17 protein-coding genes are annotated in these 11904 nt (G+C 42.6%); 16 read left to right on the forward strand and 1 reads right to left on the reverse strand.

The window, feature by feature from the left end:
- Window positions 1–4: 4 nt before the first annotated feature.
- The 14 genes from napG to ACJAT7_RS08650 all read left to right on the forward strand — a co-directional run bounded on the left by napG (window position 5) and on the right by ACJAT7_RS08650 (window position 8775).
- A complete protein-coding gene (napG, locus tag ACJAT7_RS08585; RefSeq protein ID WP_415226388.1) occupies window positions 5–757 on the forward strand; it encodes a ferredoxin-type protein NapG in 753 nt (250 codons plus the stop codon).
- Window positions 754–1638, forward strand: a complete 885-nt coding sequence (napH, locus tag ACJAT7_RS08590; protein ID WP_415226389.1) for a quinol dehydrogenase ferredoxin subunit NapH — start codon at window positions 754–756, stop codon at window positions 1636–1638. Before napG ends, napH begins: the two co-directional genes overlap by 4 nt.
- Before the next feature lie 2 nt (window positions 1639–1640).
- On the forward strand, window positions 1641–2108 hold the full coding sequence (locus ACJAT7_RS08595) for a nitrate reductase cytochrome c-type subunit (protein ID WP_415226390.1): 468 nt from the start codon (window positions 1641–1643) through the stop codon (window positions 2106–2108).
- Between the two features lie 17 nt (window positions 2109–2125).
- Complete coding sequence (locus tag ACJAT7_RS08600; protein WP_415226391.1) at window positions 2126–2701, forward strand: NapC/NirT family cytochrome c; 576 nt, start codon at window positions 2126–2128, stop codon at window positions 2699–2701.
- Between the two features lie 79 nt (window positions 2702–2780).
- Window positions 2781–3389, forward strand: coding sequence for a molybdenum cofactor guanylyltransferase (locus ACJAT7_RS08605; protein WP_415226392.1), 609 nt, complete (start codon window positions 2781–2783; stop codon window positions 3387–3389).
- Between the two features lie 3 nt (window positions 3390–3392).
- Window positions 3393–3908, forward strand: coding sequence for a molybdenum cofactor biosynthesis protein B (moaB, locus tag ACJAT7_RS08610; RefSeq protein WP_415226393.1), 516 nt, complete (start codon window positions 3393–3395; stop codon window positions 3906–3908).
- Between the two features lies 1 nt (window position 3909).
- On the forward strand, window positions 3910–4398 hold the full coding sequence (gene moaC / locus ACJAT7_RS08615; protein WP_415226394.1) for a cyclic pyranopterin monophosphate synthase MoaC: 489 nt from the start codon (window positions 3910–3912) through the stop codon (window positions 4396–4398).
- Complete coding sequence (gene moaD, locus ACJAT7_RS08620; protein ID WP_415226395.1) at window positions 4395–4643, forward strand: molybdopterin converting factor subunit 1; 249 nt, start codon at window positions 4395–4397, stop codon at window positions 4641–4643. The genes moaC and moaD overlap by 4 nt, the downstream gene beginning before the upstream one ends.
- Before the next feature lies 1 nt (window position 4644).
- Window positions 4645–5094 carry a molybdopterin synthase catalytic subunit MoaE gene (gene moaE, locus ACJAT7_RS08625; protein WP_415226396.1) on the forward strand — a complete coding sequence of 150 codons (450 nt, stop codon included), beginning with the start codon at window positions 4645–4647 and terminating at the stop codon, window positions 5092–5094.
- Window positions 5094–5813 carry a molybdate ABC transporter substrate-binding protein gene (modA, locus tag ACJAT7_RS08630; protein ID WP_415226397.1) on the forward strand — a complete coding sequence of 240 codons (720 nt, stop codon included), beginning with the start codon at window positions 5094–5096 and terminating at the stop codon, window positions 5811–5813. Before moaE ends, modA begins: the two co-directional genes overlap by 1 nt.
- A 1-nt stretch (window position 5814) precedes the next feature.
- Window positions 5815–6501, forward strand: a complete 687-nt coding sequence (modB, locus tag ACJAT7_RS08635) for a molybdate ABC transporter permease subunit (RefSeq protein ID WP_415226398.1) — start codon at window positions 5815–5817, stop codon at window positions 6499–6501.
- A complete protein-coding gene (gene modC, locus ACJAT7_RS08640; RefSeq protein WP_415226399.1) occupies window positions 6494–7549 on the forward strand; it encodes a molybdenum ABC transporter ATP-binding protein in 1056 nt (351 codons plus the stop codon). The genes modB and modC overlap by 8 nt, the downstream gene beginning before the upstream one ends.
- A 68-nt stretch (window positions 7550–7617) precedes the next feature.
- Window positions 7618–7914: a Dabb family protein gene (locus ACJAT7_RS08645; protein WP_415226400.1), complete on the forward strand. Its 297-nt coding sequence runs from the start codon at window positions 7618–7620 to the stop codon at window positions 7912–7914.
- Between the two features lie 51 nt (window positions 7915–7965).
- Window positions 7966–8775: a Cof-type HAD-IIB family hydrolase gene (locus ACJAT7_RS08650; protein WP_415226401.1), complete on the forward strand. Its 810-nt coding sequence runs from the start codon at window positions 7966–7968 to the stop codon at window positions 8773–8775.
- A 42-nt stretch (window positions 8776–8817) separates the two neighbouring features.
- Here ACJAT7_RS08650 and ACJAT7_RS08655 read toward each other — a convergent pair whose 3' ends face one another.
- Window positions 8818–9669: a tetratricopeptide repeat protein gene (locus ACJAT7_RS08655; RefSeq protein ID WP_415226402.1), complete on the reverse strand. Its 852-nt coding sequence runs from the start codon at window positions 9667–9669 to the stop codon at window positions 8818–8820.
- Window positions 9670–9845: 176 nt separating this feature from the next.
- Between ACJAT7_RS08655 and dapA the strand changes: the two genes are divergently transcribed.
- On the forward strand, window positions 9846–10727 hold the full coding sequence (gene dapA / locus ACJAT7_RS08660) for a 4-hydroxy-tetrahydrodipicolinate synthase (RefSeq protein ID WP_415226403.1): 882 nt from the start codon (window positions 9846–9848) through the stop codon (window positions 10725–10727).
- Window positions 10724–11848, forward strand: coding sequence for an outer membrane protein assembly factor BamC (gene bamC / locus ACJAT7_RS08665; protein WP_415226404.1), 1125 nt, complete (start codon window positions 10724–10726; stop codon window positions 11846–11848). The genes dapA and bamC overlap by 4 nt, the downstream gene beginning before the upstream one ends.
- Window positions 11849–11904 lie beyond the last annotated feature (56 nt).

Raw genomic sequence — 11904 nt, forward strand, 5'->3', positions numbered from 1 at the left:
ATCGATGAGTAAAGGAGCGCAGCGCAAAATCACACGTCGTCAGTTTCTTGTCAATACAAGTAAAGGGGCATGTGGCGTTGGATTTATGGGATTAGGATTGGCTGGATATTCAAATCAGAGCCTTTCATTTAACCCACAGATGCTTCGCCCTCCAGGTGCGTTGGCAGAGCCAGACTTTCAATCTGCCTGCATCCGTTGTGGTTTATGCGTTGAGGCTTGCCCTTACGATATGCTCAAATTAGGCCGGTTATTTCAGCCTATAGCAACAGGAACACCCTATTTTATTGCGCGCGAGGCGTCTTGTGAGATGTGTGATGATATACCATGCAAGGCGGCGTGCCCGACAGGTGCGCTTGACCCGGAGCTTAACAATATCGACGATGCGCGGATGGGGTTGGCGGTGTTAATTGATCAGGAAAATTGTCTGAATTTTCAAGGTTTACGCTGTGATGTTTGCTATGGCATCTGTCCTTTGATTGATGATGCTATTACTTTAGAGATGCATCGCAATCAGAGAACCGGGCATCATGCCGTGTTTATTCCGACTGTACATTCAGATTTTTGTACTGGCTGCGGTAAATGTGAAGAAGCGTGTGTATTAGAAAAAGCGGCGATTAAAGTGTTACCGAGAAGTATCGCTAAAGGTGAACTAGGTCATCATTACCGTTGGGGATGGAAAGAAAAAGAAAAGGCGGGCGGATCGTTAATTGACCCCGTATTAGATCTACCGGATCGACTTCCGGAAGTGCCGAAATGAAAACTAAGCATCCCTTGGGCTGTGCGGCGATCAACAAAAAAGGGTGGATATTAGCCAACCGTTTTTTACTATTGCGCCGCTTTGTGCAACTGATGATATTAAGCGCTTTTTTACTCGGCCCATTAGCCGGGATTTGGATTATCCAGGGTAATTTAAGCGCCAGTTTACTGTTGGGTGTCGTGCCTTTTACTGATCCCTTTATACTCGGACAGAGTATGCTGTCTGGACATCTTCCGCAGTTTCAAGCGGTTTTAGGGATGTTGATTGTCGTTTTGTTTTACGCCCTGGTAGGCGGACGCGTTTTTTGCTCTTGGGTGTGTCCTGTTAATTTATTAACCGATGCAGCAGCATGGTGCAGAAGAAAGTTAAATTTTCGCAAAGAGAGCGTTATAAGCAATCAATGGCGCTATTGGATTTTAGCTATGGTGATGATATTACCCCTTTTTACCGGTGTGATGTCATGGGAACTGGTCAATCCGGTTTCTGCCTTTAATCGCGGTCTGTTTTTTGGCATGGGGTTAGGCTGGATTCTGTTTTTAATGATCTTCCTGTTTGATCTGCTGGCTGTTGAGAATGGATGGTGTGGTCATCTCTGCCCGATGGGCGCTTTTTATTCGCTCATCAATTGTATTAGTTTAATAAAAGTGAGCGCTGTGAAGCGTGATAAATGTACGGATTGCCTGGACTGTTTTGCTGTTTGCCCGGAGCCTGAGATTTTAAAAGATCCGGTACATGGAGGTAAGCATGCCATCGGACCATTAATTACAGGGTTAACTTGTACAAACTGCGGCCGCTGTGTTGATGTTTGCGGCGAAAATGTTTTTGAAATTACAACCGTTTTTAGCGGTAAAACTAGCACTGTGCAAAAGGTGGAGAAATAAAAATGAAAAAATTGCTAACAGTTATTATCGCGACGGGGATGGTCGCATTAGCGGCATCTTCTGTGGCGAGCAAGGCTGCTGATATCAATACAGATAACGGCGGCGTAGAATCTTTACGCGGTTATCAGCAGCTTTCTGATATCAATAAATCAGAGACGATGAAACGTGTACAGCGTGATCAACTTCCTATTGATAGAGAATATGTGCAGCAGCCTCCGCTAATTCCGCATACTATCCGTGGTTATCAGATCAATTTAAATGCCAATAAGTGCTTATCTTGCCATAGCTTTAAATATGCGGGTGAAATGGGGGCGACAAAAATCAGTGTGACCCATTTTGTCAGTCGCAACGGTACAACATTGTCAGATGTTTCTCCGCGTCGTTATTTCTGTTTACAATGCCACGTAACACAAGCCGATGCCAAACCGCTGGTTGAAAATGATTTCAAACCAGTCGATTCGTTACAATAATTCGGGAACTTAATATTATGCTGAAACTATTGAAACGTTTATGGTTCATTATGAAAACGCCATCATCTGCGGCATTTGGTTTAGTGCTTTTTATAGGCTTTTCCGGAGGTATCATTTTCTGGGGTGGTTTTAATACAGGAATGGAAGCCACAAATACTGAGCAATTTTGTTCCAGTTGTCACGCGCCAATTGTCAAAGAGATCCGGGAAACCATTCACTACGCCAACCGCTCCGGTGTTCGCGCTATCTGCTCTGATTGCCACGTACCCCATGACTGGACGGCTAAAATTGTGCGTAAAGTGCAGGCATCCAAAGAGTTAGTGGCATTTGCGATGGGAACAATTGACACCGAAGAAAAATTCCAAGCGCGCCGCGGCCACTTAGCCGCTCGTGAATGGAAGCGTATGAAAGATAATAACTCTCAAGAATGCCGTAACTGTCACCAGTTTGAATATATGGATTTTAGTGAACAGGGGGCGCGCAGTGTAAAACAACACTCAACAGCGTTAGCCTCTGGTGAGAAAACCTGTGTTGATTGCCATAAAGGTATCGCGCATAGGCTCCCTGATATGTCAGGTATAGAAGGCTGGTAAGCTTGTTGTGCTTGTTGTTATACTTTAGTTAAAAGGGCGTTTGCCCCTTTTTTATATCTGAAATAAAAGGTTATGGTATTTGAAAATTGCAGGTGTCGTTCTGGCGGGTGGCTTATCCACTCGGATGGGAAAAGATAAAGCGCAGCTCTTGCTGGCGCAGCAGACATTGTTAAGTCGGGCTGTATTGTTACTCGAGTCGCTCTGCTTAGAGAATGTTTTTGTTAGCGGTCAGTATCGCGGTTTTTCCTGTATCGCCGATCTGCATCAAGAGTCGGGTCCTCTTGCCGGATTACACGCCTGTGCTGAGTCTCTTTTTGGTCAGTACGATGCATTATTTATTATGGCGGTTGATATGCCGCTGCTTAGCGAGAAAGAGTGTCGCCACCTTCTCGAAATCTATCTGCAGCATCCGCAAGGTGTGTTTTTTGATTTTGTTACGTTTCCGATGATTTTGCCATTAAACAAAGTACTTAAAGAATATTTAGCAGAAACGCTAGTTTCCCCAGATAAAAAGCAACGTTCATTGTACCGTCTGCTTAAAACACTTAATATACAGCCAGTTAATTACTTGGCGGAAGATGGTTTCCGTTTTCAAAACAGCAACACCCCCGAACAATGGCATGAATGTCAGACCACCTATGCACAACTGATTGCACGCAGATCATTAGAAAAAGATAAAGAGGATTAATCAATGAGTCATCTCGCTACCAACGAGTTTAAAATATCTAAAATTGCAGTATTAACGGTTTCTGATACACGTAGTGAAGAGACGGATACCTCTGGAGGATACCTTGTTGATGCTTTACAAAAAGCGGGTCATTACCTTGCAGATAAACAGATTGTGATTGACGATCTTTATAAAATACGCGCGGTTGTTTCAAGTTGGATTGCGGAACCCAAAATAGATGCTATTTTAATTACCGGCGGTACTGGCTTCACATTACGTGATACCACACCAGAAGCCGTTTCTGTGTTGTTTGATAAACAGGTGGAGGGCTTTGGTGAACTTTTTCGCGCTATCTCTTATCAGGAAATCGGCTCTTCAACAATTCAAAGTCGCGCCATCGCAGGTTTTGCAAACAAAACGGTTATTTTCTGTATGCCCGGCTCAACGGGGGCCTGTAAAACCGCATGGTCAAAGATTATTGTCGAGCAGTTAAATTCACAACATAAACCGTGCAATTTTATGCCGCATATCGGTGTCTAGTATGAGCAATCAATTTACCCATATTAATCAGGACGGCAAAGCCAATATGGTTGATGTCGGCGACAAACAAGTCAGCGAGCGCCAGGCGATCGCGCAGGCATATATTGAAATGTCCGCACATACTCTGGAGTTGATTTTAAGTGGTTCGCACCATAAAGGGGATGTTTTTGCTACTGCGCGCATTGCCGGCATTATGGCGGCGAAAAGAACAGCGGATCTTATCCCTCTTTGCCATCCACTTGCATTAACAAAAGTTGAAGTTGAGTTAACCGCGGAACCTGAATTTAACCGTGTTCGAGTACAAAGTTTATGTAAACTTTCAGGAAAAACCGGGGTTGAAATGGAAGCCTTAACCGCCGCTTCTGTGGCGGCGCTGACCATTTATGATATGTGCAAGGCGGTGCAAAAAGATATGGTTATTACCCAGGTTAAATTGCTGGAGAAAACTGGGGGCAAGTCAGGCCACTTTAAAGCAAAGGAGTCGATATGATAAAAGTACTTTTTTTTGCGCAACTGCGCGAACAATTAACGACCAGTGAGCTGCATCTGCCAAGCAGTGAAAATTGCAATATTGAAACGCTGTTACGCAACCTTAAAGCGCGTGATCAAAATTGGCAACGGGTGCTTTCAGGTAATACTCTGCTGGTTGCGGTTAACCAAACTATCTGCAATGACAATAGTGCGCTACAAAGTGGTGATGAAGTTGCTTTTTTCCCTCCTGTAACAGGGGGTTGAGATGATTAGACTGCAAACAGAAGATTTTAGTATGCAGGCTGAATACGATAAGTTGCGCGTAAAATCATCTGTCGGTGCAGTTGTTGTTTTTAGCGGATTGGTGCGTGATATTAACCAAGGGAAAGCGGTTTCAAGTTTAACACTTGAACATTATCCGGGTATGACTGAAAAATCACTGGCAAAAATTGTAGAGCAGGCTCAATTCCGTTGGGATATTATTGATTGCACTGTTATTCACCGTATAGGTGAACTGAAACTATCAGATCAAATTGTTTTTGTGGGCATTGCCAGTTTGCATCGCCAAGATGCGTTTGCAGCCTGTGAATTTATTATCGATTATTTAAAAACCGAGGCTCCTTTTTGGAAAAAAGAAAGCGCAACTAATAAAGAAAGTTATTGGCTGGATGCGCGCGAGGGCGACCTTGCCCAATTGAGTAAATGGAAAAAGTGATGAAACCTTTGCTTTTATCTTTGGCGCTGCTGACAACGGAGCCCGTGCACGCTGCGATTAACGTTGCCGTTGCCAGTAACTTTAAACAGACACTGAGTGAAATTGCCACGCTTTATCAGCGCCAAAACGAACAGGTTATTTTAATCTCCAGCGCCTCCACCGGCACCTTGTATAACCAAATCACACACGGCGCCCCCTTTGATCTTTTTTTATCTGCAGACAGTGAACGCGCAAAACTGATTGAAGCGTCTCCACAAGGGGTGTCGGGATCTCGCTTTACCTATGCCAATGGACGGCTGGCTTTTTGGGTGCGTAATGGCGCTGCTATTAATCAACAAACACTGCTTGATTATAAAGGGCGTTTAGCAATAGCCAATCCGCAGCTTGCACCTTATGGACTGGCGGCTAAGCAAACATTGCTATATCTGCATTTATGGGAAAAGTTTTCCTATGTCCAAGGCGCTAATATTTCGCAAACCTATCAATTTATCGACTCAGGTAATATCGATGCGGGTTTTGTTGCCTATTCATTACTATTGCAACATAAGCAAAACAAACAAACTAGCTATTATCTTATTCCCGACAGATGGCATGCACCGATTGAGCAACAAGGTGTGTTGCTGGCAAACTCCACGCAAAAAGTAAAAGTGCAGCAATTTATTGATTATTTAAGATCTGACTCCATTCAACTGCTGATCCACGAAAAGGGATATTTATAGTATGCTCAGTGAATGGGACTACCAGGCTATTTTATTAACCCTGAAACTGGCCGTTTCCGCCACCTTGATCTTATTAATTATCTCGCCGCCACTGGCATGGTGGCTTTCACACAGCAAACGTTTTTACCGTCCTTTTATTGAAGCGCTGGTGGCGCTGCCACTTGTTTTACCGCCGACTGTCTTGGGGTTTTATCTCCTGCTCTCTTTTTCACCGGATAGTTTTTTGGGTGGTTTTTGGTTAACGTTAACCGGACATAATTTAGCCTTTTCATTTTCTGGTCTGTTAATCGCGTCGCTTATTTACTCTCTACCATTTGTCGTACAACCCCTGCAAAGTGCCTTTGTTAATTTAGATAAAAGCTACCTTGAGGTTGCCACTACGCTCGGTTTTAATCGTATCGAGACCTTTTATCGGGTTATATTTCCGATGGTTTTACCGAGTTTTATTATTGCAGGTGCGCTTGGTTTTGCCCATACCATTGGCGAGTTTGGCGTAGTTTTAATGATTGGCGGGAATATTCCGGGTGAAACGCAAGTGTTGTCGATCGCATTGTTTGATCATGTAGAAACATTGCAATATACGCAGGCACATTTTCTGGCTTTTAGTTTGCTGAGTTTCTCAATGGTACTGCTGATGCTGATCTACGGCGTGCTACAAAAACGCCAGAAACGTCTCTATCATGCTTAAATTTGATCTGCTTAAAACCTATCCCTCCTTTCGCTTTCAAGGAGAAATCCGGCTGCAGGGAGTATGCGCAGTATTTGGAGATTCGGGTGCGGGTAAAACCTCTTTTGTGCGTGCGTTAGCAGGGTTAGATCCGCAATTTTCAGGTTTTCTAGATTGTCAGGGAAAAAATTGGCAAAGCGAAACTGTCTTTATTAAAACGGAAAAGCGTAAAATTGGTATGGTCTTTCAGGAGCCGAGACTCTTTCCACATTTAGATGTGCAGGCTAATTTGCAATTAGCCTGTGTAAAAGCTAAAAATAGTTTATACAGCGTAAAACAGCTAGCTCAGGAACTTGATTTTAGTGCGCTGCTCAGTAAAAAGAGCCATCAGCTCTCAGGTGGACAGAAACAGCGGGTAGCGATTGCACGCGCCATTTTAACGGCGCCCGATCTGCTGATTATGGACGAACCGCTATCGTCGCTGGATCAGCACAGCCGAGAGTTGTTATTGCCCTTTATTAAAAAACTCAGCCAGAGAATCCCTATCCTCTATATTAGCCATTCGATGCAGGAAGTTTTCTATCTTGCTCAGCAGATGATTTTAATCAATCAAGGGTCGATTGAAGCGATCGGCTCGCCGCATGATCTGTTTCTGGATGCCAATCTCAGTTTAGTGAAACATGCGCATTCAGGCTTACTGCTCAGCGTAGACTCGCTTTCATGGGATCCGACATTTTCGCTTGTGCAGGGTTGCATTGATGGGCAGGCTGTTTTTTTAGCGCAGGATAAAGAAAGCAGCGATAAAACGTTACAAATCAAAGTAGAAAGTAAAGATGTGATAATCGCAACCGAGCAGCTTAACCTGAGTTCACTGCAAAACTGTTTACGGGTTAAGATCGAGGCGATTGAACCCTTATCTGCAAACAGTGTCTTATTAACCTTAACCACAGGCAGACAAAAGCTGCTGGCCAAAATCACACTGAAATCAGTTAATGAATTAAAGTTACAAAAAGGTCAATCGGTGTTTGCCTATATCAAAGCGCTCAGTATTTTAGGCGATGCTTTATAAGTTTTTCTCCAGTAATGCACCATAGAGAGTGCAAAGTACATTATTTACAATAAGTTATAAGGAAAGTTATGATACGCCATCTGTTATTAGTTCGTTTTAAAGCTGACGCCACAGCTGATTCTCTGCAAAGGTTACAAGCTGCATTTATGGAGATGCCAAACAACGTGCAGGGACTTGCCGCTGTGGAGTGGGGGGAAAACAACAGTCCGGAAAATAAAAACAAAGGTTATACCCATTGTATTATGATGACCTTTAGCGATCACCTTGCCCGTGATAATTATCTCCCCGATCCGGCCCACAGTGCACTTAAAATTTTATTTAGGCCTCTTATTGATGATATTGTTGTACTCGACTACAGCTTTTAAGGTATCACCTGCCAGTGCAACTCCAGTAAATTAACTCAGAGATTCTTCATTATGTATAAACTGATCGCTATCGATATGGATGGGACCTTGCTTAACAGTGCCAGGCAGATTTCATTGCGCACCTATAACACCATTCAAGATGCTAAATCAGCCGGCATCAAAATAGTGCTCGCTTCAGGACGACCTTTAGAAGGGTTACAACCTTTTCTGGAACACTTAGGCCTGACCGGTGATAATGACTTTGTTATCTCTTATAACGGTTCGCTTGTTCAGCGTGTTGGCAATAGTGAAGTGATCCACCAAACAACTTTACGTGGCTCAGATGCAAAAAAATTACAGAAGGTTGCAAGCCAACTTGATCTTTTTATCCATGCATTTTCAACGAAAGAGGGGCTGATCACCCATCAATATAACCCGTGGACAGATATCGAATCGTCAGTCAACGGTGTGCCGGTATCTGAAAAAGATTTCCAAGAAATCGATGATAATGATCATATCATTAAAATATTGATGGTCGCTGGAGAAGCTGCTATCGATAATGCGGTCGCTAATTTGCCGGCAGCTTTGAAACTCGATTATACAGTGGTGCGCAGCGCGCCCTATTTCTTGGAGTTTTTACATAGCGATAGCAATAAAGGAGTCGGCGTTGAGCATTTGGCTAATATTCTCGGGCTTAGCGCAGAGCAGGTTATGTGTATCGGTGATGCTGAAAATGATCACCATATGCTTAAATTTGCGGGATTGCCGGTGGCGATGGAGAATGCGTCGATTGAAACTAAGGCCCTAGCTGATTATATTGCCCCTAGCAATGATCAAGATGGCGTTGCCGTTGCGATAGAGAAATATGCGCTGCAAAAATAAGCACAGCTGGAAATGGCCTGTTAGCCATTTTCAGCTGCTTTTTTAGTAGAGTAAACTGTAGAGCTTACGTCGGTATTGACTGACTAAACCGGCGTCGTCAATCGTTGCTAAAATATCTAACATTGTCTTTTTAACGCCGCCATTTTCATACCCTAAGTCAGCGGCAAGAATTTTATATAACAAGGGTAAGGCTTCACTGTAGCGATTAGCCTCTTTATAGTGAATGGCAAGCTGATATTTAAGCTCCACCTTATCCGGTGAGGTTTGCAGTTGTGCTTCTAATGCGCTTATTTCAGGTGTTTGCGCAGATTCAAGGGCTAACTGCAATTGTGAGATTAAGCTGTGGTAGATCATGTTTTGATCAGCGCTGGGTATAAGTTCGAGAATAGGCTGAGCGCTTTCATGCTCGCCTAGGGCCAGATATACCTGGGCCAATGCAAGTTTAATCTCATTATTGTCTGGATCGAGTTTTACGGCTTGTAAAATAGTCTCTTTTGCTTCGCTTAATTTACCTTGAGCAAAAAGTGTTTGTCCCTGCTGCAGCAGTTCAAAAGAGGGCGCTGGCGTATGTTTATTAATAAAGGTGCGGATAAATTCTTCACTTTGCTCCCCAGCAAAACCATCCACACCCTCACCATCAACAAACATAAAGACACTTGGCACACTCTGTACGCCAAAGTGACTGACGATTTGCGGCTCCAGATCGCAGTTAATACGCGCTAATGTAAATGCTTGATTAGTTTCACTGTGTAATTTGTCTAATAACGTTTGCATAGACGTACAAATGGGGCAGCGTGGCGACCAAAAAAACACCAGCACGGGATTTTCTTTTGAGCCTTCGATAATAATTTTCGGGAAAGATGAGACGGTTACGTCATAGCTGTTTGCTTGCATTTTGACCTCATTGGTAATGAGCTGAAGATATTGTCGCCTAGATTATCGTTTAAATAGGTGAACGCAAGCATCAATCCGAACTTTTTGTGCATCGATGCTTAATCTCTTCGCTTTATCGCTTGTTTTTAACTGCCTGCAAAAGTAACATTAAGCCATTCTAAATAGGAGATTTTAAGATGTTAACAGGTAGTATTGTCGCACTCGTGACACCGATGGATAAAACTGGCGAAATTGATTTCCATGCATTAAAAAAACTTGTTGAATTCCATATACAATCGGGCACATCTGCAATTGTCGCTATTGGCACAACGGGTGAGTCTGCAACATTAAATGTTGATGATCATGTGAAAGTTGTGATGAAAACGCTCGAATTTGCAGATAAACGTATTCCTGTTATTGCCGGAAATGGTGCAAATTCAACATCTGAAGCTATTTCATTGAGTAAATTATTTGCAAATAGCGGTATTGTTGCGGGTCTTAATGTGACCCCCTACTACAACAAACCGACCCAAGAAGGGCTTTACCAACACTTTAAAGCAATTGCTGAATCTTGCGAGCTACCACAAATTTTATATAACGTACCCGGCAGAACGGCCGTTGATATGTTACCTGAAACTGTCGCTCGTCTGGCTAAAATCAAAAATATTATCGGTATTAAAGAAGCAACGGGCGATTTAACGCGTCTTGCTGCAATCAAAGCGCTCGTTGCAGATGACTTTGTTTTATACAGTGGTGATGATGAAACCGCCTGTGATTTTATTTTGCAGGGTGGCCACGGTGTTATTTCCGTTACCAGTAATATCGCACCTGTTGAAATGAGAAAAATGTGTGATGCCGCATTAGATGGTCAAACAGATATCGCACTGCAGATAAACGCTCAGCTATTACCGCTGCATCAAAAATTATTTGTAGAATCAAATCCAATTCCCGTTAAATGGGCTTGTGCTGAGCTTGGTTTAATTCCAACGGCTGATTGCCGTTTGCCATTAACTATTCTATCTGAGCAGTACCAGTCAGTCGTCCGCAGCGCCTTAACCGAAGCAAAATTACTTTCATGATTAAATTATTCAAACAATCTGGTACAACAGCGGCCGTTTTTATCGCGTTAGCATTAACCGGCTGCACCCGCTTCGAAACACGGATGCAGGCAAATGGCTCTTTTGACTATCAATATGCAGAATTGACTCGCGCTTATAAAACCGGGCCGTTCTCTAATGATGAAGCCAGAGATACCTTTGCTACGCCTGTTTTGACTGAGTCGCAAAAAGCAGCTGGTTTTTTGACTAAAGATATTGATGTTCGTCCACCAACCCAGCTTATCCCTGTGATTGATGGTGTTTTACTTGAGGCTAACGATAAACAGCAGACTAAGATCTGGTTTAATGCATTTAAAGAAAACGATCATATAGGCGAGCAGGTTTGGCAACTACTTGAATCCTATCTGGCTGAAAATAAAGTAGATATTATCTCTAAAGATGAATCTCTACTAAAGCTTGAAACGGGAATCTTTAATCAGAAAACAGATTTTGGTGGTTTTTTAAATAGCAATGAAGTGCTTAAACAGTCAAGCTACCGCTTTACGCTTGAGAAACAAGCGGATGGCCACAGTGTTGGACTCACTATTGAAGCATTAACCTATGCCGAATATAACGATGAGCACGCTCTAAAATTTAAGCTTTCTGATAAAAACAAAAAAAATGTGGAACTTCGCTTTGCAAATGATCTATTAGAGTATGCATATAAAGTAAAAGAAGCGAATGAACTGAACGAACTGGATTCACAACCCTTACCCATTAAGCTTGGCTTTGATGATAACCATCAGATCGTATGGCTGGTAGATACTAAGTTTTTAGAGACGTGGAGAAAACTCCCGGATCTATTAACCTTATTACATTTTGAGATTGTCGAAGCAGATAAGAATAAGGGCTTCTTTTTACTTAAATTCACAACACCCGATAATGATTATTGGTCTGAAAATAATTTAATCCCATTTACACTTGAAAACGGGGAATACTTTATTCAATTAGGTGAATTAACGGGAGGCAGAACTTCAATCTCATGGTTAGATGAAGATAAAAAACCGCTGCCGGATCAAAAAACAAGCGAAATTTATCTTAGTATCACAGAGCAAGTGCGCAATGTTTTACTGCAAAACAATAAACAGACTAAAGCACTTTAAAGTCTATATCTGAAGATGCTTCTTCAGGTGGTTTGGAAATATTAAAAAAACTAACG

The sequence above is a fragment of the Psychromonas sp. genome (assembly GCF_047632995.1).
Lineage (GTDB): Bacteria > Pseudomonadota > Gammaproteobacteria > Enterobacterales > Psychromonadaceae > Psychromonas.